General features: G+C 70.9%; 24 protein-coding genes and 1 pseudogene. 12 read left to right on the top strand and 13 right to left on the bottom strand.

Going from position 1 to position 25,857, the window contains the following annotated elements:
• Positions 1–392: 392 nt before the first annotated feature.
• Both IE239_RS31730 and IE239_RS31725 read right to left on the bottom strand, forming a co-directional pair.
• Positions 393–944: an ATP-binding protein gene (locus IE239_RS31730; protein WP_352306340.1), complete on the bottom strand. Its 552-nt coding sequence runs from the start codon at positions 942–944 to the stop codon at positions 393–395.
• Entirely contained in the window at positions 941–1,396 is a 456-nt protein-coding gene (locus tag IE239_RS31725; protein WP_190152896.1) for a hypothetical protein, read from the bottom strand. Before IE239_RS31725 ends, IE239_RS31730 begins: the two co-directional genes overlap by 4 nt.
• Before the next feature lie 373 nt (positions 1,397–1,769).
• Between IE239_RS31725 and IE239_RS43040 the strand changes: the two genes are divergently transcribed.
• The 3 genes from IE239_RS43040 (at position 1,770) to IE239_RS31710 (ending at position 3,810) form a co-directional block, all read left to right on the top strand.
• The gene (locus tag IE239_RS43040; protein WP_190152895.1) at positions 1,770–1,937 is read left to right on the top strand and encodes a DUF397 domain-containing protein; all 168 of its coding nucleotides are present in this window, start codon (positions 1,770–1,772) and stop codon (positions 1,935–1,937) included.
• A gap of 23 nt (positions 1,938–1,960) precedes the next feature.
• The gene (locus IE239_RS31715) at positions 1,961–2,617 is read left to right on the top strand and encodes a class I SAM-dependent methyltransferase (protein ID WP_190152894.1); all 657 of its coding nucleotides are present in this window, start codon (positions 1,961–1,963) and stop codon (positions 2,615–2,617) included.
• A gap of 317 nt (positions 2,618–2,934) precedes the next feature.
• A complete protein-coding gene (locus IE239_RS31710; RefSeq protein ID WP_190152893.1) occupies positions 2,935–3,810 on the top strand; it encodes a hypothetical protein in 876 nt (291 codons plus the stop codon).
• Positions 3,811–3,816: 6 nt separating this feature from the next.
• Here IE239_RS31710 and IE239_RS31705 read toward each other — a convergent pair whose 3' ends face one another.
• Positions 3,817–4,455, bottom strand: coding sequence for a DUF6879 family protein (locus tag IE239_RS31705; RefSeq protein ID WP_190152892.1), 639 nt, complete (start codon positions 4,453–4,455; stop codon positions 3,817–3,819).
• Complete coding sequence (locus IE239_RS31700) at positions 4,448–4,717, bottom strand: hypothetical protein (RefSeq protein ID WP_190152891.1); 270 nt, start codon at positions 4,715–4,717, stop codon at positions 4,448–4,450. Before IE239_RS31700 ends, IE239_RS31705 begins: the two co-directional genes overlap by 8 nt.
• A gap of 228 nt (positions 4,718–4,945) precedes the next feature.
• Between IE239_RS31700 and IE239_RS31695 the strand changes: the two genes are divergently transcribed.
• The 4 genes from IE239_RS31695 (at position 4,946) to IE239_RS31680 (ending at position 9,238) form a co-directional block, all read left to right on the top strand.
• Entirely contained in the window at positions 4,946–5,356 is a 411-nt protein-coding gene (locus tag IE239_RS31695) for a hypothetical protein (RefSeq protein ID WP_190152890.1), read from the top strand.
• Entirely contained in the window at positions 5,353–7,509 is a 2,157-nt protein-coding gene (locus IE239_RS31690; RefSeq protein WP_190152889.1) for a tetratricopeptide repeat protein, read from the top strand. The genes IE239_RS31695 and IE239_RS31690 overlap by 4 nt, the downstream gene beginning before the upstream one ends.
• Positions 7,510–8,162: 653 nt before the next feature.
• On the top strand, positions 8,163–8,819 hold the full coding sequence (locus tag IE239_RS31685) for a YeeE/YedE family protein (RefSeq protein WP_190152888.1): 657 nt from the start codon (positions 8,163–8,165) through the stop codon (positions 8,817–8,819).
• Entirely contained in the window at positions 8,819–9,238 is a 420-nt protein-coding gene (locus IE239_RS31680; RefSeq protein ID WP_190152887.1) for a YeeE/YedE thiosulfate transporter family protein, read from the top strand. Before IE239_RS31685 ends, IE239_RS31680 begins: the two co-directional genes overlap by 1 nt.
• 87 nt (positions 9,239–9,325) lie before the next feature.
• Here the strand turns inward: IE239_RS31680 and IE239_RS31675 are convergent, their stop codons facing one another.
• Positions 9,326–10,801: an amino acid permease gene (locus tag IE239_RS31675; RefSeq protein ID WP_190152886.1), complete on the bottom strand. Its 1,476-nt coding sequence runs from the start codon at positions 10,799–10,801 to the stop codon at positions 9,326–9,328.
• Between the two features lie 205 nt (positions 10,802–11,006).
• On the opposite strand from IE239_RS31675, the gene IE239_RS31670 reads away from it, so the two are divergent.
• Complete coding sequence (locus IE239_RS31670) at positions 11,007–11,789, top strand: FadR/GntR family transcriptional regulator (RefSeq protein WP_190152885.1); 783 nt, start codon at positions 11,007–11,009, stop codon at positions 11,787–11,789.
• A gap of 52 nt (positions 11,790–11,841) precedes the next feature.
• A complete protein-coding gene (locus IE239_RS31665) occupies positions 11,842–13,314 on the top strand; it encodes an APC family permease (protein ID WP_190152884.1) in 1,473 nt (490 codons plus the stop codon).
• A gap of 21 nt (positions 13,315–13,335) precedes the next feature.
• On the opposite strand, the gene IE239_RS31660 is transcribed toward IE239_RS31665, so the two are convergent.
• From IE239_RS31660 to IE239_RS31650, 3 genes are read right to left on the bottom strand one after another with little or no spacing between them, the layout of a single operon-like run.
• Positions 13,336–15,732 carry a bifunctional serine/threonine-protein kinase/ABC transporter substrate-binding protein gene (locus tag IE239_RS31660; protein ID WP_190152883.1) on the bottom strand — a complete coding sequence of 799 codons (2,397 nt, stop codon included), beginning with the start codon at positions 15,730–15,732 and terminating at the stop codon, positions 13,336–13,338.
• Positions 15,732–18,173: a bifunctional serine/threonine-protein kinase/ABC transporter substrate-binding protein gene (locus IE239_RS31655; RefSeq protein WP_190152882.1), complete on the bottom strand. Its 2,442-nt coding sequence runs from the start codon at positions 18,171–18,173 to the stop codon at positions 15,732–15,734. Before IE239_RS31655 ends, IE239_RS31660 begins: the two co-directional genes overlap by 1 nt.
• Complete coding sequence (locus IE239_RS31650; RefSeq protein ID WP_190152881.1) at positions 18,173–19,039, bottom strand: hypothetical protein; 867 nt, start codon at positions 19,037–19,039, stop codon at positions 18,173–18,175. The genes IE239_RS31655 and IE239_RS31650 overlap by 1 nt, the downstream gene beginning before the upstream one ends.
• A gap of 302 nt (positions 19,040–19,341) precedes the next feature.
• On the opposite strand from IE239_RS31650, the gene IE239_RS31645 reads away from it, so the two are divergent.
• Positions 19,342–19,911 (top strand): TIGR03086 family metal-binding protein, encoded by a 570-nt coding sequence (locus IE239_RS31645; protein ID WP_190152880.1) that lies wholly within the window; start codon positions 19,342–19,344, stop codon positions 19,909–19,911.
• Positions 19,912–20,200: 289 nt separating this feature from the next.
• On the opposite strand, the gene IE239_RS31640 is transcribed toward IE239_RS31645, so the two are convergent.
• Positions 20,201–20,563, bottom strand: a complete 363-nt coding sequence (locus IE239_RS31640) for a MazG-like family protein (protein WP_190152879.1) — start codon at positions 20,561–20,563, stop codon at positions 20,201–20,203.
• A gap of 187 nt (positions 20,564–20,750) precedes the next feature.
• Complete coding sequence (locus tag IE239_RS31635) at positions 20,751–21,296, bottom strand: DoxX family membrane protein (protein WP_190152878.1); 546 nt, start codon at positions 21,294–21,296, stop codon at positions 20,751–20,753.
• A gap of 278 nt (positions 21,297–21,574) precedes the next feature.
• Between IE239_RS31635 and IE239_RS31630 the strand changes: the two genes are divergently transcribed.
• Positions 21,575–21,901 carry a nuclear transport factor 2 family protein gene (locus tag IE239_RS31630; protein WP_190152877.1) on the top strand — a complete coding sequence of 109 codons (327 nt, stop codon included), beginning with the start codon at positions 21,575–21,577 and terminating at the stop codon, positions 21,899–21,901.
• An 82-nt stretch (positions 21,902–21,983) separates the two neighbouring features.
• Here the strand turns inward: IE239_RS31630 and IE239_RS31625 are convergent.
• Positions 21,984–22,178, bottom strand: a pseudogene (locus tag IE239_RS31625) (ABC transporter ATP-binding protein); the annotation flags it as partial.
• Between the two features lie 1,038 nt (positions 22,179–23,216).
• Positions 23,217–24,056, bottom strand: a complete 840-nt coding sequence (locus tag IE239_RS31620) for an IS5 family transposase (RefSeq protein ID WP_190152876.1) — start codon at positions 24,054–24,056, stop codon at positions 23,217–23,219.
• A gap of 130 nt (positions 24,057–24,186) precedes the next feature.
• Between IE239_RS31620 and IE239_RS31615 the strand changes: the two genes are divergently transcribed.
• The gene (locus IE239_RS31615; protein ID WP_190152875.1) at positions 24,187–24,390 is read left to right on the top strand and encodes a LapA family protein; all 204 of its coding nucleotides are present in this window, start codon (positions 24,187–24,189) and stop codon (positions 24,388–24,390) included.
• 6 nt (positions 24,391–24,396) lie between these two features.
• Here the strand turns inward: IE239_RS31615 and IE239_RS31610 are convergent, their stop codons facing one another.
• Positions 24,397–25,407 (bottom strand): aldo/keto reductase, encoded by a 1,011-nt coding sequence (locus IE239_RS31610; protein ID WP_190152874.1) that lies wholly within the window; start codon positions 25,405–25,407, stop codon positions 24,397–24,399.
• Positions 25,408–25,857 lie beyond the last annotated feature (450 nt).

Raw genomic sequence — 25,857 nt, 5'->3', positions numbered from 1 at the left:
CGCAGTGCGGTGAGTATCTCTTCGTACGAGGCATCCGAGGGGAAGGCTGCGAGGGGGGCCGGAGCAGGGTGCGGCGGTGACGGTGATGCATACCGCTGGTCGTCGGCGACGATACGGAGAACTCGTGCCACGTCTGCGGCGCTGTAGCCCGGGGCGGCCAGAAACGCATGGCCGCTGCTGTCGACGACCAGGGTCAGCGCAGCCGGCTGAACGTCTGTTCTCTGCGGCGAGGGAACGATGGCTTTCCCCCTCATGGAGGGTGTGCGCACCGGCTGGTTCCGGTTTTTCTTTCGATGTCTCTTCATTGTGTTCCCTTAGTGGATTTCTTGCAGGGCGCGTGACGAAGGAGTGCTCATATCGTGGAGAATCGAATGCGGGTGCTGGAAGGCGGCTCATATTTCGCGGTGTACGTACCTACTGGTGGTGTTCAGCTCGGGCGGGGTGCCCTCTCGGCGCAGGGTCTGCGCTGGGTGGGGACCAGTAGGAGCTGACCGAGGACCGCGGAACGCGGGGTGGGCGGTCTTGCGGGACTGCCTGCGCTGAGGGGGCCGTGTCGGTGTCCGGGCCGGTCTCAGCGCCAGCTCGAACCAGACGTACTTGCCGGTGGGCAGCACGTCGGCGCCCCAGCGGTACGACAGCTGGTCCACCAGGTACATCCCGCGCCCGGACTCGGCGGTCGGGCTGAGCGGCATCATGCAGGGCAGCGCCCGGGACGGGTCGCGTACCTCGACCCGGAGCCGACCGGGCTGGAGGACCAGGCTCATGCCGACCGCCTGGCCGCCGGCGTGCTGGAGGGCGTTCGAGACGAGTTCGTCGACCAGCTGCTCGGCGGCGTCGCGGTCCACGGGACAACTGTGTTCCCGTAGCCAGGCCAGGGTGTGCCGACGGGCCGCGGCCGCCGACTGGAGTCGCCCTGGCAGAGACAGTTCCGCTGCGAGAGTCACCGGGCGGCCCCGGCCGGGTCGCCGATCGGCAGAACACAGTCCGCCGCACGGAACAGCTGATCGGGACGGGTCAGGCGGCCGTCAGGGGCGCATGGCAGCCAGACCGCGCGCCGCACGGGGCGGCGGGGGTCGGGTGCGGCCAACCAGCCCCCGGTGGTGACCAGCCGCGGGTTCGGGCCTGGCCACAGGGCTGCAGAGCCGGTGGGGACAAGGAAGTACATGTGGTCAAGCCAGCGGTCCCACAGGATCGGACCGAGTGAGGCCGCGCGGTTCTGGAGACGGGTGTAGGCCAGCCAGCCCTGCTCACCGGGGATCTTGACCGCATCCCACCGGATACCGGCGGGCAGTAACAGCATGCCGTGGGGCTTGCTGTGCCAGGTGGCCAGGGCCTTGTCCCGGTCGACGGTTCCCTGTGCGAGCCAGGCCGCCAGGGCGTGAGTGAGGAATTCCATGATCAGGTCTCCCCTTGGGGTCCGTCAGGGCTATCTGGATGCGGAGAGCAAAGAGCGTCCCAATGGAATACGCGAAATGCGCCACCTGGCAAATGGATTCATCCGATCGGGCGATGCTGTTATTCAATTGTATTGACGGAAGCCGCCAAATTTCGGCCATCTGTTGGGAGGCAAAGCGTCCGGGTGCGTTCGGCACGCACTGGCATCACGGTCAATCACGGGCTGCGGGATTCCTTATTTCTGCCGAATGCCAAGCCCTCAGGGCGAGGTTTACCCACTGCTATACAGCAGCCGTCAAGAGGCTGTTCAGCCCTGATTGCTGATCCGAACGGCCCCAGGGCTCCGGCGTGTGCCCGGCTCACCCCGGCTTGGAATGGTTGATCGCGGCAGCGGGCCCCGGAAGCAGGTGAACAGCGTTGAAGTGGCCGACAACGATCCGAACAAAGTGATGGTCCGGGACACGAAAGAACGCAATCGGGGAACCATGGGCATACAGCGGGACACCTGGACGATCTTCGTCCAGCATGCCAAGCGGACGTAGTGACGTAGCGAAGAGGAATCGCCTTGCCCGTACAACACGACATCGCCGCCGAGACGGAGCTGTGGGACACCTTCGCCGCTTCCGCGTTCAAGGAAGACGCGGAGCCGGGCTTCTGCTGGACCCAGTACGCCGGTCACGGGCCCGGCCCGGAGCTGCTGGGCGACCCGCGCTCGGTGCTGGAGATCGGCTGCGGCACCGGCCGCGCCCTCGCCCACCTCGCTGAGCAGGGCATCGCCGCCCGGGGTGTCGACCTGTCTTCGGTCATGGTCAAGAAGACGACCACGAAGTGGGCGGGAACTGGCGCGGAGTTCGTGTGCTCCGAGGTCCTGGAGTACCTGAGCGAGCACGAGGAGGAGTACGACGCGGTCTACTCGATCTTCGGTGCCGCATGGTTCACCGACCCGGGCCGTCTCTTCCCTCTTGTCCGCCGACGCCTCAGGCCCGGCGGTGTCTTCGTGTTCTCACAGCCGCCGGCCATCCCCGGCGCGTACGGGCCGCAGGGCATGTACAAGGGAGGCTTCGCCGGAAAGGCGATGTTCACCTACCGCTACAGCTACCGCCCCGCCGTCTGGGAACGCCTGCTCACCCGGGCCGGGTTCGCCACGGCTGAGGCACGGGTCCTCGACGCGCCTCACCCCGGGCACATCGGGACGCTCCTCGTCCGCGCGGTCGCTCCGTGACGGCCTCTCGGGCAACGGCACTCTGACCGCGCAGGGCCCTCGGCAGGCGCGTGCTCGCCGAGGGCCCTGCGCAGCCCACCTCCGCAGCACCTTCAGCAGCCTCGATGGTCTGCCCGCAGGGTGCTGCGCCGGCGCTGGTTGTCATGACGGTCAACGTCGCGCCAGAGGCGGCCGGTTCCCGGCGGAGGTCCCTTCCCGGGCGGCGATCGACATCGTGACCGACCCAGCCCGCACACCACCGTCCCGTGCACAACAAGGCCCCAACGAAGCTGACTCGGTCAGGTCCTTGGGGCGCGGCGCTACTGTAGGTTTTTGCCATGAAAAAGGGTAAAGGGATCGAGAACCCCGAGTCGCGCTTCTCCGCGGTGCTGCTGGCGGCAGCGAAGCTTCCGGGTGTGCGTATCGACAGGGAGGCGTACCTCCGAAGTGCGCTGGCTCGCCACTGCTCCGAGGACGTCATCCGAAGGGCGATCGAAGAGACCCCTGCCGCGGCGGGCATCAGCGCCGACGTTCTCGACAAGTTGGCCAGCGACTCCATCCGCTTCGAGACCGGCAAGGTCAGCGCGCTCTCCGCCGCCGCCGGGATACCCGGCATCTTCGCCCTCCCCGCCACCGTGCCGGCCGACTTGGCCCAGTACTTCGGGCACATGGTCCGTATCGCGCAGAAATTGGCGTACCTCTACAGCTGGCCCGATCTGTTCTCCGACGAGGGCGACGACGTCGACGACGCGACCATGGGGGTGCTCACGCTGTTCTTCGGCGTCATGGTCGGCACCCAGTCGGCGAACGCCGCAGTGGGGAAGGTCGCGGGGTTGATGGCGGAGCAGGTCGCCAAGAAGCTGCCTCAGAAGGCACTCACGCACGGTGCCATCTACCCCGTGGTGAAAAAGGTCGCGGGCTACCTCGGCGTCAGGATGACGACGCAGTCATTCTCGACGACCGTCTCGAAGGCCATCCCCCTCATCGGGGCCGCCGTCTCCGGCGGGCTCACCTTCGCGACCTACCTTCCGATGGCCAAGAGGCTCAAGAGGCACCTCGCCGGCCTGCCCCTGGCGGACACGTCGTACCGAGTGGAAGACGGGGACGTCGTGGACGGCGAGGTCGTGGAGGACGACGGGCCTTTCGCCCCAGCACACGCTGAGCGGCACGGCGCGGACTCCACCGCCGCCAAGCTCGAGGAACCTCAGCCCTGACTCCGGTCACCGCGAGCCGCGAAGGCCCGTCGGAGCACCGGACATCCGAGGCGGGTCCAGGTGGACGATCTCCCGGTCGAAGAAATCGTGGAACCCCTCGCCACGCTCATAGAGCGCATCGAACCCGGCGTTCGTTTCCCGGATCAGTGAGCGGTCGGTGTACCGCTTGGCCCCGGCCGCATTTCCGTCCTCGTCGTACATGACCTCGTACATGACCACATCGCCGAGAATCACTACTTCCGGAACCGGGCGACTCCGCTCGATGTTCGAAATATCGTGAGCGTCGAGAATCTTGATCTCGTCGCCCACGTCCACACGCGCGCGCAGGACGAACAGCTCCCATTGCACATACGGCGTGATCGGGAATTCCACGACCCGAAGGCGGCGGTGCCTGACGCCCAGGCGCGCCGCCCGGCGCAGCTCCTGGGCGTAGTCCTCGCGCCGCTCCTCGGCCAGGGACAGCGCCCTCTCCCAGTCGCCGTCGGCGAACGCCTCCCAGCTCGGGAAGCCGCGCTCCTGGAAGTGCTGGCCGCGCTCGAGCTTGTTGAGGAAGCCGACCCCGCTGGTGTAGAGCCGGCCCAGGTCCGCGTGGTACGTGGGGCGGTCCAGGCGTTCTGAGGTGCCACGGGGGAAGGAATCAAACACTGGGGATGTCCGGCTTCGCCGCGATGAGCACGCTCCTGGGGATGACCACCAGGCGCTCGTCCGACCCGATCGAGACCCCGTCGGGCAGGTTCCTGCCGAGCGACCTGGTGAGGTCCCGGCCGATGACGGCGATGTCGCCGTTGGCGAGTTCCCAGATGTCCGGGCAGTCTGGGGTTCCGGTGGTGATGCCGAGTTCCTGGGGTGTTTTGCCCAAGCGCTGTTTGAAACCTGTTGCCGGATCAGCTTCCCATGGCCTGGCCATTTCCGTCGCCCCCTCGATCGGTCAGGATGTCTCACTGTAACGTGCAACTTGCCCGCCTGACGATGTGTCGGAACCAAGCCGCCGGGGTAATGGCGAGGATTGATTCCTCCTTGTCTCATGTCGCTCAAGGCTGGAATGATATTGACCGGGAAGGAAATCATCTCAATGCCTGGCGGGCGGCATTCTTCCTCTGTGCTGTAGGAAAATCGGGTGAACGGAGGGGCTGTTGTGGAATCAGAAGTGACCTTGCTCGCGCAGAGCGCTGGGGCCACCTTGGTCACGTTGATGGCGACCGACGCCTGGCACCGTGTGCGTGACGGGATCACACAGCTGTGGCGCCGGACGCAACCCGAGCGCGCTGAGACCGTCACCGCCGAGTTGGAGGCCACTCACGAGGACGTCCTGGCCGCCGCGGCGGCGGGAGACCGGGAAACCCTGGACGAGCTACGGCTTCAGTGGCAGGGATCGGTACGGCGGCTGCTCGTCGCCCGGCCCGCCGCCGTCGAGGAACTGCGCGCGCTGCTCGACCGACTCGATCCCGGTGGCTCGGCGGCCCGGCAGATCAGCCAGCACGCCACCGCTTCCGGGCAGGCCCGGGTGTACCAAGCGGGACGCGACCAGCACATCGCCGAGCGATGACGGGCGGGACGGACGGCCACGCCGAGGACCAGGGACGCGTCTACCAGGCGCGGGGCGACCAGCACATCAGCGAGCACCACCACTACGGCGGTGACAGGCCGGAGCACGGCGGACCGGACTCGGTGCGACGCCCGGCGGTCGGCCGCCCGCCCGTCGCGCTGCGCGACCGCAGCGAGGTGATGGAACGCCTGCGGGCGAGCGTCGAGACCGAGCGCGGCGGCCAGGTCTACGTGCTGTACGGGATGGGCGGCTCGGGCAAGACGGCGGTCGCCTGCGCCCTCTTCGAGGAGGTCACCGGAGAGCAGGACCGGGTGGGGCTGTGGGTCAACGCCTCCGACCGTGCGAGCCTGCGCGCCGGCATGCTCGCCGTCGCCGCCGACCGAGGGGCGGGCGACGGCGAACTGCTCGCCGCACGCAACGGTCTCAGGCCCGCCGCGGATCTCGTCTGGACCTGTCTCGACCGTTCCGCCGAACCGTGGTTACTGGTCCTGGACAACACCGACGAGCCGGAGATCCTGCGGGACGGCGACTGGCTGCGCACCAGTCCTCGCGGCACCGTTCTCGTGACCACACGGCGCGCGGCGGCCCGGTGGTGGCCGGGGGCCGAGCTGCAGTACATCGGCGTCCTGCCCCGGGAGGACGCCGCGCTCGTGCTGCGCGATCTCGCCCCGCACAGCGGGACGACGGAGCAGGCGGCGCGGGTCGCGGACCGGCTGGGGCGGCTGCCCCTCGCCCTCACCCTGGCGGGCGGCTTCCTCTCCCACCAGGTCATCGACCCCTGGACGATGGACGCCTACGGGGACCAGCTCGACGGAGACGAACGGGTCCAGCTGATCGACCGCGGAGCCGACGTCCTGTCCGAAGCGGACCCGCGGCATCTGGTCGGCCTGACCTGGCAGTTGACCCTGGACGCGTTCGAGGCGCGCGGGCTGCCCGAAGCCGCGGCTCTGCTCAGACTGCTGGCGCGGTTCGCCGCCGAACCCCTGCCGCTGGCTCTGCTCAACCACGAGGGCATCGGCGGAGTCCTTCCCCGCGCCCGTACCGAGACGGCGCTGCGGGCCCTGCTCGACCAGTCGCTGTCCGAGCTGGTCGACGTCGTCGGCACGCGCTGCGCGCAGAGCCATGGCGTCCTGCTCGACAGCGTCTGCGCGGCCACCCCCGCCGAACTGACGCCCGCCCTCGACGCGGCGGCCGTCCGGCTGCTCGACGCGGCCGTACCCGGCACGCCCGACGCCGGGCCGCACGAGCCGCGACTGCGCCTGCTGGTCCCTCATGCGCTGGCCCTGCTGCGGCGCGTCGGCGAGCCGTCGGCCGCCGCCGACGCCCTGGCCGTGGCGACGCGGCTGTCGGTCGCGCTGCACCGGACCGGTGACTACCCGTCTGCCTGGGAGACCTCCCGAACCGCGGCTGACCTCGCGCAGCGACTGCTCGGCGCGGACCACCGCACGGTCCTGGCCGCCCGTTCCAGGGCCGGGCGGGCGCTGTTCCGGCTGGGCGGGTTCGTGGAAGCCGAGTCCTTGCTCCGCGATGTCCGCACAGCTCAGGAGGGCCTGTTCGGGGCCGACGACCCCGACACCCTGGACACCTCCTACGGCCTCCAGCTCGTGCTGGCGAACCTCGGCAGACGCGAGGAATCCGTCGCGCTGCTCCGGGCCACCGTCGCCGGACGGCGCTCGGCGCTGGGTCCCGGGCATCCGCTGACCCTGCGGGCCCGCGCCAGCCTGCTGGAGATGCTGCCGGCCGCCGACGTGGTCTCCGAGGAGGGCGGCGCCCTTCTCACGCTGCCGTCGGAATGCGACCGATTCCTCGGCCCCGATCACACCGTGACCCTGGGAGCCCGGCACAACCACGCGTGGGCGCTGTACCTTCTGGGCCGGTTCGCCGAGGCCGACCGTGAGATCCGGCAGGTCGCCGAAGCGTATGTGCGGCGCTTCGGGCCGGGGTACCCGATCGTGCTCGCGGCCCGGCAGCTGTTGTCCCGGACCCGGGCCGCGCTCGGCCATACCGACGAAGCGATCGAGCTGATGGTCGAGGTCGTCGCACGGCGAGAACGCGGACTGGGTCCCGAGCATCCCTTCACGGTCGCGGGCCGGCGGTTGCTGGACGAGTACCGGTCGCGTCGACTGCGCCCGTCGCGATCGTCTGGTGGCTGACAGGCGGACCTCCATAGGTCGGCACGTCGTGGGTACCGCCGCCTGCCTGTGTTTCCGGATTCTCCCCTGCGGATCCGGACCGGTGGCCGCCCCCGCCGGGCAGAGGTGACGGACCGCACCCTGTGGGTCGAGTCGCGCCTTTCGATCCCGGTGCCGGGGGGCGCGGGTGTGCCGGGGAAAATCGAAGCGGGAAGGCACGATCCCGTACGAAGCGCCCCGGCTGCACGTGCGAGATGGACGAGCTGACCGAAGTTGGGTTCGTGATGTGAAGGCAGGTGTGCTTCAACCTTCACGCACCGGCGATTGTCCGCCTGTTCGGATGATGGTTTGATCATTCCTGTGGGTTGCTTACATGCTTCGACGTGCCCGCTCTTCCCCCATCTCAATGAGAGCCTGGCGGGTTGGCGCACCTATTACTGTGACAACGAGGCCAACTGGCGCGGTTGCGCGCGCTATCAGATGTCTCTCACCGGTGACCGGGTGCCGATCACCCTGCTACCGAACGGGCGGCATGCCCGTCATCTGGCGCCGAGGCCCGCGCGCACCGCCTCCCTCGCACGCGGTCCCGGCTCCGCCGAACAGACCTCGGCGATCCCCGCGGAGCCCGAACGGGGCTGGTGGGCCCGGTTGGCCGGGTGGATGAAGGGCAACGCATGACCCCTTACTGGCCCTGGTGGGCGGGTGCTGTCGGACTCGCCGTACTCACCATCGGCTACACCCTCGCCACCGATCGGTCCTTCGGGGTGTCGGGGGCCTGGGAGCGAGTGCTGCACTGGCGGCGCGAAGCCGAACTCGAGCGCAGGGAAGCCGAGTTCGCGGACGAGCAGGCTCTTGTGGCCGCCCTCGACGCGGCCACGGTCGAGCATTTCGGCACCGCACCCGTCGCGTCGGCACCCGTCGCGTCGGCGCTCGCCGCGCCGGTGTCGGCCGGGCCGGCTGCGGCGCCCGCCACGGACGGACGCCGTCCTTTGGCGCCCCCGCGCCCCGCTCCGCTGGTCACCCAGGCCGTCCTGCTGGTCTCGATCTTCGTGGGCGGACTGGTCGCCGCGGTCACCTCCGGGCGGTTCCACATCCGCTTCGACATGGGCGCGGGCTACCGGCACCTGGTGACCGGCAACCCGGTAGCCATGGTCGCCCTGTTGTTCGCGGGAGGTGTACTGGTCGGCTTCGGCACCCGGCTGGCGGGCGGCTGCAGTTCGGGGCACGGGCTCAACGGCTGCGGTCGGCTCAGCCCCGTCAGTCTCGTCGCGACGGCGACGTTCTTCGGCACCGCCGTCGCGGTGTCGTTCCTCTTGTGGAAGGTGATCTGATGCGCAGCCGGGGCGTGGTCCTGCTGGCCAATCTCCTCACCGGACTGGCTCTCGGCTTCACCGTGACCAGTATCGGGTTCGGTGACTACGCCGAGCTGAACCGCATGTTCACCTTCCAGGACCTGCGGATGTTCCTCTCCTTCTTCGGCGCTGTCGTGATCATCGCGAGCGTCTTCGCCCTGCTGCGGGTGCGCCGGGGAGCAGGACGCCTCCACGCCGGTGTCGTCCCAGGCGCGGTCCTGTTCGGCATCGGCTGGGCGATCTCCGGCGGATGCCCGGCGATCCCGATCATCCAGGTCGCCAGTGGTTACCTGCCCGCCGTGGTCACCATCGCCGGCATCGTGGTCGGGGTCAGGCTGTGCCGCTGGGCCGGCGGCCGGCGCCTCCTCCGCGTCGACAGAGGCTCCTGCGAAGGATGAGCGGCGGGCGGGACCGCCCCCACGAGAAGCGCGGGAGGACCGGCGTCGACAGCGGCGCCGGTCCTCCCGGGCTTCCGCCCGCGACCGTCAGACCAGGGGGGCCGCGTCAGCGGTCTCGGTCTCCTGGGCGGCGATGCCGGTCCCGGACCTGGCGGTGAGGCGTTCGCGCAGGACCGCGAAGACCACCACGGCGATGGCCACCGCCGTCGACAGGACCACCTGGTCGCGGCCGCCGCCGTCTGCCGTGTCGGTGAGCATGTAGCCCAGGACGAAGGTGATCAGGGCGATGGTCGCCCAGGTCAGGTAGGGGTAGAGCCACATCCGGACGACCAGCTTCTCCGGCGACTCCCGTTCGATGATCTTGCGCATGCGCAGCTGGGAGAAGCAGATCACCAGCCACACGAACAGGGCGATCGCGCCGGAGGAGTTGAGCAGGAACTGGAAGACCGTGTCGGGCCAGAGGTAGTTGAAGGCGACCGCGACGAAGCCGAAGACCACCGAGGCGAGGATGGCCGCGCGCGGCACACCGTGGCCGCTGGTCTTCCCGAAGGCGGCCGGGGCGTCGTTGCGGCGGCCGAGCGAGAAGGCCATGCGCGAGGCGGTGTACAGGCCGGAGTTGAGGCAGGACAGCACCGAGGTCAGCACGATGGTGTTCATGATCTGCGCCGCGTGCGGGATGCCGATGGAGCTCAGGGCGGCCACGTAGGAGCCGTCCCTGAGGATCGCCGGGTCGTCCCAGCGCAGCAGCGACACCACGATCAGGATCGAGCCGAGGTAGAACACCGCGATCCGCCAGATCACGCTGTTGGTGGCCTTGGTGACGGCGGCGCGCGGGTCGGCGGTCTCGCCCGCCGCGAGGGTGACGATCTCGCTGCCCATGAAGGAGAAGACGACCATCAGGACGCCGGTGAGGATGGCGCCTGGGCCGTGCGGCAGGAAGCCGCCGTGCGCGGTGAGGTTGGAGAAGCCGCTCGCGGGGTGGTCGGAGCCGGGGAGCAGCCCGAAGATCGCGAGGCCGCCGAGCACGATGAACGCGGCGATGGCGACGACCTTGATGCCGGCGAACCAGAACTCGAACTCGCCGTAGGAGCTGACCGAGGCGAGGTTGGTGGCCGTCAGGACGATCATGACGATCAGGGCCCAGCCCCACTGGGGCACCGCGGGGATCCAGCCGGCCAGGATCTTGGCCCCGGCGGTCGCCTCCACGGCGAGCACCACGACCCAGAAGAACCAGTACAGCCAGCCGATGGTGAAGCCGGCCCAGCGGCCGAGCGCGCGGTCCGCGTAGGCGGAGAACGAACCGGAGGTCGGGTTGGCCGCGGCCATCTCGCCGAGCATGCGCATCACGAGGACGACGAGGACGCCGACGAGCGCGTACGAGACGAGGATGCCGGGGCCGGCGGCGGCGATGCCGGAGCCGGAGCCGACGAACAGGCCGGCGCCGATGACCCCGCCGATCGCGATCATCGACAGGTGGCGGTTCTTGAGTCCGGCCTGCAGGCCGCCGGACTCGCCGGAACCGCCGGACTCGGTGGGAGGGGTCTTGGGGACGGTTGTGGTCATCTCGACATCCATGGAGGGGAGGGTGGACGGTCGGGGAGTACGGACCTGGGGGGCGTCTGGAAAATAGTTCAGTACGATCCAAAAGAACAAGACTTGTTTAAGTGTTCACCTTGCTCTATTTTTCGTGCAGCGCGGAACCCTCTCTTCAGGGAGCCCTCTGTGGACCACACCGTGACCCCGTTCGGCAGGCCGTTAAGGTGGCGCCGTGGTGAATGCAGCGGGCAAGTTCGGCCCCTACACCGGCTGGGACACCCGTGCGCCCGCCGGCCGGGGCCCCACGGGCGCGGAGCTCGTCCGGTCCCGGATCGCCCTGCGGGTGCGTCTGCGCTCGGTGTCGCCGGGGGACCGGCTGCCGGACGCGGGCGTCCTCGCCGAAGAACTCGGGATCAGTGAGATCACCGTCCGCCGCGCGCTGGAGGCCATGTGCCAGGACGGCCTGCTCGACCGCCGTCGCGGCCGGGCGGGCGGGACCTTCGTCGCGACGGGCTGGGACGCCGTCGTCGCCGTGATGCACGACGCTGACGAGGCCGCCGCACTGGACGCCTTCCACCTGCTGCTCGAGTGCGGGCTCGTCGCGCACGCCGTCGGTGAACTGCCCGGCGGATCTTCCGGCGAACCTGAGGACGGCCCGCTCCACGGCGCGCTCCACGGGCTGCGTGACGGCCCGCTCGACGGTCCGCTCGACGGTCCGCTGGACGGGCTCCGGGCGCTGGTCGAGGAGATGGACCTCGCCGACGACCCGGCGCAGCTGCTCGAACTGGAGACCCGCTTCCACCTCGACCTCGCCGAAGCGCTGGGCGGCGCCGGGATCCGGGAGTACGCCGCCGACCTGCTCGGCCGGCAGTGCCTGCTGGGGCCCGCGCCCGGCCCCGCGCTCGTCCGGGCCCGCAACCGCTGCCACGCCGAGCTGCTCGACGAACTCGCCCGCGGCGCGATGGACCCGGCGGTACGAGCGGTGAAGGCGCACCGGCACGCTGAACCGCGCTGAACCGTGCAGGACCGCGCTGAACCGCGCTGACCTCTTCGAAGGAGCTGTCGCCATGTCCCACCACGGACCCGTCGGACCGTCGCCGACGTCGGGCCGCGCCGGCGGCACGCCCCAGCGGCTGCGGGGCGGCGTCCTCGGCATGGCGGACATCGCCGCCGCCACGATGGCCAACGTCGGCCCCGCCATGAGCTTCTTCTTCGGCTTCGCGTTCCTCGCCACCACCGCGGGCGTCGCCTCCCCGCTGACCATCGTCGCGGCGGGCGCGGCCGTCGCGCTGTTCGGCAACACGCTGGCCGAGTTCTCCCGGGCACACCCCTCGGCGGGCAGCTTCACCACCTTCGTCGGCAAGACCTTCGGGCCGGTCAGCGCCGTCACCACGGCCCTGCTCGCCGGACTCGGCTACATCATCGCGATGGCCTCCGTCATCGCGATCTCCGGCGGGTTCATGCAGATCACCCTGAACCACTACACCGGCGTCGACCTGCCGTGGATCATCTGGACGGTGCTGCTGACCGGCGTCTCGGTGGTGCTGATGCTGCGCGGGATCGTCGTGTCCACCAAGTGGGCCGGCTACTTCTTCGGCGTCGAGATGCTGGTGCTGGTCGTCGTCTCGGTCGCGGCGCTCGTCGAGCACCGCGGCGGCCTCTCCGCGGCCCCCTTCCTGCCCTCCCACCTCACCCACGGCGTGAAGGGCCTGGCCGCGGGCTTCCCGCTGGCGGTGTACCTGTTCATCGGCTGGGAGAACTCGGCGGCCCTGGCCGAGGAGACGGAGAACCCGCGGCGCAACGTCGGCCGCGCCGTGTTCTCCTCCATCGCGATCATGACGGTGAGCTACATCCTCTTCTCCTACGCCACGGTCACCGGCTTCGGCTACGACGTGCAGCGGCTCGGCGACTCCCGGATCCCCTTCGTCGACGTCGCCCAGCACACCCTCGGGGCGCTCGCCGTCCTCGCCTACGTCGGCGGGCTGACCTCCACGCTCGGCGTGCTGATCGCGGGCATCAACTCACAGGCCAGGCTGGTGTTCAACGCCGGCCGCGAGGGGCTGCTGCCGTCCTTCTTCGGCTATGTGCACCCCACGCGCCGCACGCCGAACAACGCGATCGTCACCTTCGCCGCGACCGCGCTGCTGATCATCGTCGGCTGGGGCGCCGGGCATGTGCTCGGGGAGGACGGCGGTCCGATGAACCCGGTGGTGTTCTTCGCCGAGTCGTCGAGCCTGGGCGCCATCCTGATCCTGCTGGTCTACCTCGCGTCCAACATCGCGCTGCCCCTGTACTACCGCAGGTACCGGCCGCAGGAGTTCAGGATCGTGCGGCACGTGGTGCTGCCCGCGGTCGGCGCCCTCGCCGTCCTGATCCCGCTGTACTACCTCGCCAAGCCGGGACAGCCCGCGCCGTACAGCTGGTTCCCGTACGCGGCGCTGGCCGCCCTGCTGGCAGCCGTCTGCTACGCGGCCCTCCTGGTCCGGCGCGACCCGGGCCTCGCCGAGCGCGTCGGATCGGTCGTCGCCGACGCGGAGTGACCTCGCGCTGCGGCCCTCCCCTCACGAGACGGCGGCCTCCAGGTACTGCCCGAGACAGCGGAACCCGCCGTCGGCGACCCGGTAGTCGAACATCGCGTCGTGGTTGTAGCCGAAACCCTGCTCGTAGCGGACGGTGCGGGTGATCCCGGTGTGGGACACCTCACGGAGCCTGCGGGCGATCGCACCCCGCTCCCTCAGCGCCGTCCCGCCCTGGGTGCAGGCCTCCGCCAGGAACAGCACGGCGTCGTAGGCCTCCGCCGCGTACCAGCCGGGGGCCGCGCCGAACCGGCGGCGGTAGGCGGCGGCGAAGTCGCGGGCGGAGGGACGGACCGCGGGGTCGACGAAGGACGTCGCGAAGACCCAGCCGGTCGCGGCCGCGCCCGCGGCGGTGAGGAACGCGGGGCCGAAGGCGCGTTCCGTCGCCATGCGCGTTCCGGTGAACCCTGCGGCGCGCAGCGCGGACGCCAGTCCGGCGGTCCGTGCCGCGTCACCGGTGCACATGACGGCGTCCGAGCCCGCCGCCAGCACCGCCGCGGCCAGTGCCGTCCAGTCGGTCTTCCCGGCGGGGACGTCGGCCACCGTGGAGTCCCGGCCTGCTGCGCGCAGTCCCCGCCGGGTCTGGTCGCACAGCGTCCAGGCGAGGTCGCCCTGCGCCCGGTCGTCCACCAGGAACACCTTGCGCGCGTCGGCGTGCTTGCTGAGATAGCGGACGAAGGCGGCGGCGAAGAGGTCGTCCTTGACGTGCAGTGCCGCGTGGGAGTGGAACAAGTTGAGGCCGAGAGAATCGGTCAGGGTGTCGACGCCCACCGAGACCGACACCACCGGCATCGCCGCCTGGCTGTACGCGGCCTCGGAGGCGTAGAAGCACGCGTCGGTGGTGGGCCCCAGCACCGCCAGGACGGCGGGGTCCCGCGTGAGCCGCCGGGCCAGGGCGCCGGCGCGGGCCGGGGCGCCGCCGTCGTCGTACGGGAGCAGTTTCACGCGGAAGGGGCGGTCGCTTCGGCCGTTGACCTGCTCGACGGCCAGCCGGGCGCCGTTGAGCTGGGCGTTGCCGCTCTCCCCGCGGGCGCCGGTCAGGTCGCCGTGGAACGCCACGCCGAGTTCGGGACGCGGACCCGTCGAGGACGGAGGAGACGTCGCCGTTCCGGAACGGGTGCTCCACCACCATGCCCCACCGCCGCCGGCCGCCATGACCCCGGCCGCGGAGCCGAGGCGCAGGAAGCCGCGACGGCGCAGGCCGGGCGTGGCGGGCGGGGCAGCGGTGACGGCCGTCATCGTCGCGGCTTCCGGTGACACCGCCGGGGCGGGTGATGCGGGTGATGCGGGGGACAAGGGGGAGACGAGGGATGCGGGAGGCGTCGGGTTCGCCGGTGCGGAGACCTGGGTGGGCTCGATGGCGCCGATGGCGAGCACGGCGGCGGACCGCTCGCTGATCAGGCGCGTGACCGGCACGGGCAGCCAGCCCGCCGGTTCGGCCGGATCACCCTCCGGACCCGAGCCTCCTGAGCCTCCCGAGCCTCTCGCGCCTGCCGCCCTTCCGGTCCCGTCGTGTTCCGCCTCTCCCGTCTCTCCTGCCCCTCCCGTGTCTTGCGTCCCTCCCTCCGCGCTCTGCGTCCGCTTCCCGAGGGCCTCGCGGAGATGGGCGAGGGTGGGGCGGTGGGCCGGGTCCTTGTGCAGACAGGCTCTCAACAGCGGGGCGTGCTCGTCCGGGATCGCGGCGGGGTCCGGCTCGTCGTAGACCGTGCGCAGCAGCATGCCGGCCGCCCCGCCGCCGCCGAACGGCCGCACTCCGGTCGCGGCGAACGCCAGGACACACCCCAGCGAGAACACGTCGCTGGGCGGGCCGATCTCCCCGCTCCGCGCCTGCGCCTGCTCCGGCGAGAGGAAGCCGGGCGAGCCGACGATCACGCCGCTCGAGGTGAGTGCGGTGGCCTCGGGCGCCCGGGCGATGCCGAAGTCGATGAGCCGGGGACCGTCCGGGGCCAGCAGGATGTTTCCCGGCTTCACGTCGCGGTGTACGAGACCGGCCGCGTGCACCGCGTCGAGCGCCTCGGCCAGCCGCAGGCCCAGCACCCGCACGGAGGCGGGGGCAAGCGGTCCGAAGAGGTCCACCGTCTCGGCGAGCGACGGGCCCGGGACGTACGCGGTCGCCAGCCACGGCGTCTCCGCGTCGGCGTCCGCGTCCAGCAGCGGGACCACCCACGGGCTGTCCACCCGGCGCGCGACCTCCACCTCGCGGCGGAACCGGGCCCGGAAGCCCGGCTCCTCGGCGTACGAGGCACGGACCGTCTTGACCGCGGCGATCCCCCCGCCCGGCGCACGGGCCAGGAAGACGACGCCCATGCCGCCGGCGCCCAGCCGCCGCAGCAGACGGTAGCGGCCCAGCCGGGACGGGTCGCCGGAGCGCAGCGGCTCCATCAGAGCGTGAGCGGCGCGGGGCCGCCGTACACGAAGTCGCCCTGCTCGACCCGCCAGAGGAAGCCGCCGGTGCCGTCGATGACCATCAGACCGGTCCTGGCCATCCGGGTGGTCTGGTCGAAGGCGAACGACTTCGTGATGCCCTCGTACTTCCCCCTCTGCAGGGCCGTCAGCAGGTTCTTCCGGGTCCTGCTCTTCGCCGGGAGCCCGGACAGGGCCTTCAGCAGCATCCCCGTCACGTCGTAGGCCTCCGCCGCGTACCGGGGCGGCGCCTCCTTCCAGCGCTCGCGATAGGCCGCGGCGAACTTCTTCGCCTCGGGCTTGGCCGTCGCGTCGACGACCGGGGCCACCATCACCCAGCCCTCGGAGGCCTCCTGAGCCTGCGTCAGAAAACGGCCGTCGAGGAGCGCCGGGCCGGACACCCGCGCACCCCGGAAGGCGCGCTCCCGCAACGCCGAGGCGATCAGCGCCCCCCGGTCGGGCAGACCGGCGAAGAAAACGGAGTCGACGCCGGCGGAGAGCACCGAGTCCACCGCGGCGCCGAAGTCGGGGCGCATCGCGCTCACCACCTCCGGCACCGGCGGCTGCCGCGCGTTGCTGAGCTGGGTGCTGAGGGCGGTGCCGAGATCCGTCCCGTAGTTGCCGGCGAGCCGGTCGACGACGAGGCCGACCCTGCGTGAACCGGCCTGCCCGCGAAGGTAGTTGCTGAGGTACACGGCGAGCACCGATTCGGGCAGCCGTCCGAGCAGGAACGAGCGGAACCCCTGGAGGACGAGGCTGATCGAGCCGGGGGACACGGCGACGACCGGCAGCAGCCTGGCGTCGTACTTCGCGAGCGCCGTCTGCGCCGTGGCGTCCGTCGTCGGGCCGACCACCGCGAGGACCGCCGGGTCGTCCGCCAGTTCCGCCGCGAGCCGGGCCGAGGCAGCGGGTTCGCCGCCGTCGTCGACGGTCCTGACCTTGACGGTGAACGGGGCGTCGCCGCGCGCGTTGAACTCCGCGACGGCCAGCCGCAGTCCGCGCTCCTGCGCCCTGCCCGTGTCCCGCTGCGGGCCGCTGAGGTCACCGTGCAGCGCGACGGTGTGCACCGGGCGCCGCGAAGACCCGGCGGCGGCCGGGCTGTCGCCGCCCGTGCCGTCGTCCCGGGCGGCGGCCCACCAGGCCCCGCCCCCGGCCGCCGCGAGCGCGGCGGCCCCGCCGGCGAGCAGCAGGAAACGGCGCCGGCCCGCCGGACGGGCGTCCTGCGTCTCCGCCGCCGGGCCGGACGTCTCATGCGTGTCCGCCGGCGTCTCGTGCGGGCCGGCCGGCGTCTCGTGCGGGCCGGCCGGCGTCTCGTGCGGTTCGGGCGGCGCATCGTGCGTGCCCGCCGGCGCTCGCCCCGAGCCGGACGTCCCGCCCGCATCGGGTTGCGCGCCGTCCGAGCCTGACGTCCCGCCCACATCGGCTGCCGAGCGTCCGGAGCCTGACGTCCCGTCCGCATCGGGTTGCGCCGGCGCGGAGTCGGGAACGGCGTCGGACGGAGCCTGGGTCTGCTCGACGTCCGGCAGCGCGAGCGCGGCGGCCGACCGCTCGGCGATCAGCCTGGCGACCGGCTCGGGCAGCCATCCGGACGCATCCGCGTCCTGCGGGCCGCCCTCGTCCGTCAACAGCCGCACCAGCTCGGCTGCTTCGGGCCGTCGGGCCGGCTCCTTCTCCAGGCAGGCCTCCACCACCTCGCGCAGTCGCGGCGGCACCCCGTCGAGGTCCGCCGGATCGTGCACGGCCCGGTACAGCAGGGCGTCGACCACCCCAGCGCCGAATGGCGCCCTTCCGGTCGCGGCGAACGCCAGGACGCAGCCGAGGGAGAACACGTCGCTCGCCGGTCCGATGCCGTCGCCGCCCGGTTCCATGACCTGCTCCGGCGACAGATAGCCGGGTGTGCCGACGATCAGCCCGGTGGCGGTGAGCGCGGTGTCCTCCGGCGCCCGGGCGATGCCGAAGTCGATGAGACGGGGCCCGTCGTGCGCGATCAGCACATTGCCCGGCTTCAGATCCCGGTGGACCAGACCGGCCCGGTGCACCTCGCCCAGCGCCTCGGCGAGCCGGGTGCCGAGCAGGCGCACCCCGGGCTCCGCCAGCGGGCCGTGCGCGGCCACCGCCTCGCCCAGGGACGGGCCGGGCACGAACGCGGTCGCCAGCCACGGCGACCCGGCGTCCGGGTCGGCGTCGACCAGTGGCACCGCCCACGGACTGTCGACGCGCCGGGCGATACCGACCTCGCGGCGGAACCGCTCCCTGAAACCCGGCTCCTCGGCGTACTCGGCGAGCAGGACCTTCAGCGCCACCAGCGCGCCGCCCGGCGTGCGCGCCAGGTACACCACGCCCATGCCTCCGGCGCCGAGCCGGCCCAGCAGACGATGGTCCGCGATCCTCGCGGGATCGGAAGAACGCAGCGGCTCCATCAGTTCTTCCCCCCGAGCTCGGACTCGATCCGGCTGAGCATGGTGGTCAGGGCGTGCGACGAGTACCGCGTCAACTCGTCGTCCTTGTAACCCTTGGCGCCCATCACGGACACCGCGACGGTCACCGAGCCGAGGCGGGCGACGTGCCAGCGGTACGTCTGCGCGCTGTTCCCGGTGAGGTAGGAGCCGATCTCCAGCACCGAGTCGTCGGCGTAGGTGTTGCCGCCCTGGCCGTAGGGAACGGCGACCGACGCGAGTCCGGAGATCCGCTCGTCGGTGCGGACCTGCTGGTCCCGGCAGCGCAGAGCCTCCTCCAAGGTGGTGGCCAGCTGTTCGTCGGCGGTCCCGACCGAGGTGTGCACGGTGACCGCCGCCGTCACCTTCAACGTCCCCTTGCCGCCCGTGCCCGGCAGTTCGCTGTAACGGGACGACGAGGCCAGGACGCTGCCCGGGAGGGGCAGGCGCTGCCAGCGGCACTGCGCGTCGAGCACGGCGACGGTGCCGGGGGCGCTCGCGGCCGGCCGCTGGGCCCGGAAGCCCGAGCCCCAGGCCTGCGGCTCCAGCGCGACCGCCTGCACCAGGGACTCGGCCTGCGGCTTCGTCCGGGGCAGCCTGGCGGGGGCCACCGTGAAGGGCGTCGGCTGCGCCGTGCCCCCACCCGACGCGGCGGCGGACGGCGCCGCGGAGGGCGAACCGGACGCGGACGCCGTCGCGGCCCGGCCGGACGCCGAGGGGCTCGGCCCGGCCTCCTCGCCGCCGCCGGCGCCGCAGCCGCCCACCAGCAGCGCCGCCCCGGCCGCCGACGCCGCCGCCCTCACCGGCCAAGTAGTCCTGCGTCTGCGTGTGTTGCCCACCTTGCCCACCATGCCCGCCCCCTCGGCCTCAGCGCCCCCGCTTCGCGTGCGGTGATCGTACAGAGGCACGCGGACGGCGCACGGTCGGTTCCGCGAATCGAGGAACGCTCCGCACGTTCCGCACGACCTGTACGACCGTCGAGGCCCGGACGTCCTCCCAGGATGAAAGCCCGAGGCCAGTGAGCGGGCGGGTACCTGCGACAGCTGCCACTCATCGACGCTGAGCGATCGCGCGTTCGCCCGATTCGGCAGGGCTCCTCGCACCGATGCACATACCTCGGGCAGACCGACAGTTGACGCCTTACTCTCCCCGGATGACTACCGTTTCCGTCGAAGATCTCGCACGTGCGTGCACCTCTGTCGGCGACCTGCTCGCTGAGGTCCGCCCCGAGCAGTGGAAGGAGCCTACGCCGTGCACGGAATGGAACGTACGCGAGGTGGTGGCCCACCTGGTCGGCATGGACCTGGTGTTCGCGGCCGTGATCGAGGGCGGCCCGATGCCCGAACGCGGAGTGGACCGCCTCGGCGACGACCCGGTCGGCGCCTACCGGTCCTCCAGTGCTTCCCTGCTGGCAGCTTTCTCCGGCCCCGGGGTGCTGGAGCGGAGTCATCGGGGACCTTTGGGGAGTGCCACGGGCGCTGAGCGCTTGCAGATCCGCCTGTACGATCTGCTCGCTCATGGATGGGACCTCGCTCAGGCCACCCGGATCCCTGCCCGGCTGCCCGAAGACGTTGCCGAGCAGGCCCTGGCGTTCGCTCAGGCCCAGCTCTCCCCCCAGTCCCGAACGGGACGATTCGCCGAGCCGCGACCCGTCGAGGAGACCGCTCCGGCCATTGACCGCCTTGCCGCGTTTCTCGGCCGGCCGGTCCCACCGCGGCTGTGAGACCGATCGAGTGCAACCGGCCGCCCCGAAGCCACGCCCGCTGATGATCTTCAGACGTTGACGAAGAGCAGGCCGCGTTTCTCGGCGAAGCGGAACAGCGAGCGCAGTGCCGCGACGGCGTTGCGACGCTGCCGTCCACGCAGGGTGACAGCGCGGCCGTGACGTCGGCGACGGTGATTTCACTCAGGTGCCCGTGGGCGGCCGAGCGGGCCCTTCGCAGGCCGATCGCGCGTGCCCCTCGCGGACGTCGTCACTCGCGCCGCGCACACGGGTCGCTCGCCAGGCCTCGTCACGTGGGGCGGCCGCCCGGTTCTCCCAGGGACCGGTGCGCCACGCGGGCGAGGTGTCCTGCGAACACCGTCGGGGCGTCCGGCGTCAGGGTCCGCAGGACCACCAGCGCCGTGATGACCACGTCGCACAGCTCTGCCTGAACGTCCGCCCAGGTATGGTCGGCGCCCTTCCGGGGGTTCTGGCCGGTGGCGCCGATGACCGCCTGGGCGACCTCGCCGACCTCCTCGGACAGCTTCAGCACGCGCAGCAGCAGATCCTCGCTGCCGCCGTGCGCCCGGTTGTCGTCCAGCCAGACCCGCAGGGCGTCGACGGTGGCCCAGACGTCGGCGCCGCCCCATGGACCGTCAGGGCCCGCAAGCACCGCCGGTTCCGGAAGACCGGTCGGGTCCGGTGGTCCGGCGGGGCCGGGGACCTCGGCGGGGGCGGACCACGGTTGCGGGGGTGGCTGCGGAGCGGAACGCCGGGCGGGCTGTGGGGGAGGGGTGGGGGTGTCCATGGCCGCAGCCTGCCAGGTCCCGCCTCGCGCCCGGGGCCCCGCCGGGCCGGGTTCACTCGTCGAACAGCGACTCCTGCTCGCCCTCCGTCCGCCTGCGCAGCCGCTGGCTGCGCAGGCCCACGACCACCGCGGTGACGGCCGCCGTCGCGCCGAGCGCGGCCGGGACCATCCAGCCGCGGTCGACCGTGTGGCCGAGGGCGTGGTCCAGGGAAAGCCGGCCGGGGCCGGCGACGGCGAGGCCCGCGGCGGCCAGGCCCAGGGAGGCCGCGTGCTCGTAGCCGCCGCTCTGCGCGAAGAAGCCGTTGGGGACGTGCACGGCGGATGCGCCGGCCATCGCACCCACCGCCGCCGCGCCCGCCGCCGGGGTGGCCAGGCCCAGCGCGAGCAGCGTGCCGCCGCCTGCCTCCGCCAGGCCCGCCGCCGTCGCGCTGGCCTTGCCGGGCGCGTAGCCCACGGACTCCATGAACTGGCCCGTGCCTTCCAGGCCGTGGCCGCCGAACCAGCCGAACAGCTTCTGCGCGCCGTGCGCAGCCAGCACTCCGCCGGTGCCCAGCCGAAGCAGCAGCAGGCCCAGATCACGTCGGTCGTAACAGGTCACGGTGACTCCCTGAACAGACAGCAGGAACAGCGACAGGAACAGCGGCAGGAACAGAGCAGCAACGAGGGGAGCGGGTGGGGTCGAGCAGAAACAAGCGGTAACACGCAGAAACGGGCAGGAGTATGGGCAGGAGCGGGCGGCGGCGGGTGAGAAACGGGCGGGAACCGCGCAGAAACATCCCTCACGCGTTTCTACCGTTGCATCCCTCGCACCCACCCGGCCCCTCCTGGAAGCCGTTCGGGTGGCGGGGTCCGGTCGGCGGTGTGAGTGTGGCTCGTATGGCGATCCATACCGACAGACTCAGCGACCCGGCCGTCCGGGCTTTCGTCGCCGCCGTCAACGCCCACGACGAGGAGGCCTTCCGCGGTCTCCTGACCCCCGACGCGACCATGGCGGACGACGGCTCCGAGCGGGACATCTCTGACTGGGCCGACCGGGAGATCTTCTCGTCGCACGGCCACATGGACGTCACCAAGGAGTCGGACGGCGGGCGTGCCCTCCTCGCGGACTACCGCAACGACGCCTGGGGCGAGATGCGCACCCGCTGGAGCTTCACCGTCGAGGACGACGGCCGGATCTCCCGGTTCGAGACCGGCCAGGCGTAGCAGGCCCGCGCAGGCCGCCCGGCCAAGGACGGCAGAGGGGGCCGTTCGTCGCCCGGCAGGCGATGAACGGCCCCGGGCGCGCTCACCGGGAGCGGGCGAACGCCTGCTCGGTCAGCGTGATCCGCCCCGCCTCGATGATGGCCAGGCGCGGCGCGCGGCGCGCGATCGACGAGTCGTGGGTGACCATGACGAAGGGCAGCCCGTACTCGTGCCATGGGCCTTCCAGCAGGCCCATGATGGCGTCGCGGGTGCCCTCGTCGAGGTTGCCGGTGGACTCGCCGACGACCTGCCGGGTCACCCGGCGGCTCGAGCCGAGCGCCTTCAGGGTGCCGAACTCGCGCACCCGCCGGGGCGAAGGCCTCGTCGGCGGCGGGCGGGGCGTACGCGCTGCGCAGGCGGCGCAGCCGGGACGCGCCGCCCGCGAGTGACGGTGAAGCGGCCGTGAAGTGACGCTGTCCAGAAGGAAACTGGCGGAGCGTCGGCCGAGGCGAGGGTGTGACAGCCGACGTGATGGTGCGGCAGCCGTCCCACAGCGCCGGTGCGTACCTCGCGGTCCCGTGCGAGGTCCACCCCCACCCGGTGCCCTGGGACGGCTGCCCCTCCCCCCTCGGAATGGTTTGCGGTCCCGCCGTGCGGAACTTTCGTGCCTCAAGTGTGAAATTCTTGTGCAGAAGAGTTGAGCATAGGTCCGCCACCGGCCGCAATGGCGCGGACCAGGAAATTCCGCTTGTGCAGGTTGAGGAGTTGACGACCTGTGGGCCGACGCGCGGCGCTCCCGGCGCCCCTCAGCCCCTCCCCGCATACGGCATCGTCGTCGCCGGCACCGTCGTGAACTGCGTTCGCCCCCGGCGGCAGCTCGGCCATGTGCCGCACCGTGCGCGCCGCACCGCGTCCCTCGTCACCGAGGCCGCGAACCAGGGCATCGAGCGGCCCGGCCGCCTCCCTGCGACGGCGAGCCCGCGCGAACGGCCGGGCCCCGGCCACCCCATGACGGGGTGGCCGGGGCCCGGTGGTGAGAGGCGGCTCAGCCGAAGGCCTTGACCCTGTTCCAGTTGGTCGAGAGGACGACCTTGACGGGCGGATTGGTGCTGGTGCGGGAGGGGTTGTAGATGCGGGTGGCGCCGTCGGAGGCGAGGCGGGCCCAGATGTCGGGGATACCGTCCTACGTCCGCGTGGACTTCTTCGTGAACTCCGCGTCGGCGAGCTTCCAGCCCGGAGCTTCGTCCACGGGATCGCGTCAACCGCGAAACGGTGGACTTTGAGCACGCATACGCGTCGACCCCACTAAGAGATTCCGCGGGTAGAGGGCAAGGCGTCATGGTCGACGGGCTGGCCGTGTGTCCCAGCGTTGGCTGGTCCAGGCTTCGCGGATGAGGCGTCGGATCACGATGATCGCGGTCATCAACGCGAGCAGTGAGTTGATGACGACCGCTCGACGTTCCGTGCAGGACAGGGTGAAGTTAAAGCCGCGGCTGTACCAGGAGTTGGTGCGCTCGACGACCCAGCGGCGAGTGTGGTTGATCGGGATCACGACCCCCTTGGGCTGGATCCGCCACTCGCAGCCGAGCTCGGTCAGCAGTTTGCGGGTGACCGTGGAGTCGTAGCCCGCGTCAAGGTGCACCGTGATCTGCTCAGGCAATGCGAGCTCGAAACGCCCGAGCTTCTCTAGCGTCGGGCGCAGGACCGGGGAGTCGTGCCGGTTCGCGCCGGTCACGACACAGCCCAGCGGAATCCCGCGCCCGTCGGTCATCCGCGACCACTTGATCCCGAGTTTTCCCCGGTCAATCGGTGATTTCCCGGCGACCTCGCCACCGCAGGGCGCTTTGGTGATCTGCCCGTCGACGGTGATGTCGGCCAGGTCCAGGCCCACGACACGGTCGTAGGTCTCCAACACGATCTGCTCCAGCCCTGCGAAGACACCGGCCGCGATCCACTCGTTGCGTCGGGTTCTCATCGTGGTTGCCGAGCACGATTGATCGGCGTGCTTCTCGTACGAGCCGCCGAAGACGAGTTTCGCGACGAGCTTGTCGAACACGATCCGGTCCGGGATCCGTGGGTTGTGACAGCCCCACGGATGTGTCTCGGGGTGCGGTGGCAGGAGGGCCTCGAACTGGACCCACAAGGGCTCGATCGCCCATGCTTCGACGGCGGGCACCGGGGCTCCGTTTTCAGATGTAGAGATGTAGGAGGCCCACGTCAAAACGGATCCCGATGCCCGCGTCACATCAGCCTGACGCCCCTACCCGTGAGATGTCTTACCCATTGACCAAACTCAGGAGCAGTCGGTGGGCGTCAGCTACTTCGGTGCCCACGGGCACGTTCCGCTGCGCGTGTCCCTGCTGCTGACCGCGGTGGGGGGCATCCTGCTCACCGCGCTGGCGGGCAGCGCGCGGAGCATGCAGTTGCGCGCGACCGCCCGCAAGCATCGCCGGACCGACCACAGGGCTGTGAAGGCCGGGGCCAAGGACTCGTCGAAGGCCCGACGGTAGCCCGGACTACCGGGAGCCCGCCACAGGGCGCGACTTGTAGAAGGACTCCTCCAGGTAGGCGGCCTCGTGCGGCTGGTAGGGCTCCTCCAAGTAGGCGGCCTCGTCTTCGTCGAGTTCGACGTCCACCGCGGCGACCGCGTCGGTCAGCTGGGCCGGCTTGGTGACCCCGACGATAGGCGAGGTCACCGCCGGGTTGCGCATGACCCAGGCCAGGGCGACCTGGGCCGGGGACAGACCCCGCTTGCCCGCGATCTCGTGGACGCGCTCGGCCACTGCCTGGTCCCCGTCGCGGTAGAGGATCTTGCCGCCCTCGTCGGTCTCGGCACGCGCCGTGGCGGTGTCCCGGACCCGCGTCAGCCTGCCCCGCGCCAGCGGGCTCCACGGGATCACGCCGATGCCCTGGTCGGCGCAGAGCGGGAGCATCTCCCGCTCTACTTCTCGGTGGATGAGATTGTAGTGGTCCTGCATCGACACGAACCGGGTCCAGCCGTTCAGGTCAGCCAGGTACAGGGCCTTGGCGAACTGCCAGGCGTACATGGAAGAGGCTCCGATGTAGCGGACCTTCCCGGACTTGACCGCGTCGTGCAGCGCCTCAAGGGTTTCCTCGATCGGGGTGTCGTAGTCCCAGCGGTGGATCTGGTACAGGTCGATGTAGTCGGTCCCCAGTCGCTTCAGGGAGGCGTCGAGCTCGGCGAAGATCGCCTTGCGGGACAGCCCGGCGCCGTTCGGGCCGGGGCGCATCCGCATCCAGACCTTGGTGGAGAGAACGACCTCCTCGCGCCTGGTGAAGTCCTTGACCGCCTGGCCGACGATCTCCTCGCTGCTTCCGGCGCTGTACCCATTGGCCGTGTCGAGGAAGTTGACGCCGCCCTCGAGGGCCTGCTTGATGATGTCCCGGCTGGCGTCCGCGCCCAGCGACCAGGGCTCGCCGCCCCGGTCCGGCTCGCCGAAGCTCATGCAGCCGAGGGTGATGGCGGAGACTTCCAGTCCGGTCGTTCCGAGTTTGATGTATCGCATGCTTCGGAACCTAGGAGTTGGAGTGCGCGCTAACGCAAATTCGGAGGCATGGGGCATGCGCGCTCTGTCAGGTTTCGACCGTTTCGGCCAGACGTACCAGAGAACCCAGTAGTAGCGAGTAACAAACTGTCAATTCTCGGCCGATCGCGCGGGGCACTACTCAGCCCTCCCGACGGCAAACCGCCCTCGCGGGTCCGTCGCCACGACCGATCATCACTCGATCACTAAGAGATTCCTCTGGTCCGGGCGGCGGTATCGCGACGGCGCCCCTACTCGCGGGATCTCTAACCTCGCGCTTTCATGAAGCAGGCTGTCCGGCAAGTGAACAGGCAAGCAGAAAGTGCCTCTGACCAGCAATGCCGGTGATTTAGGGCGTTTTCGCAGGTGAGGATCGGTGTTCGGGGTTCCGTGTGATCTTGAGTGTGTAGCTGACGTGGCTGGGAGGGCGGG

It is taken from the genome of Streptomyces humidus, from assembly GCF_014649655.1.
GTDB lineage: Bacteria > Actinomycetota > Actinomycetes > Streptomycetales > Streptomycetaceae > Streptomyces > Streptomyces humidus.
Note: the sequence above shows the minus strand (reverse complement) of the source record. Positions and strands in the feature narration are given on the sequence as shown.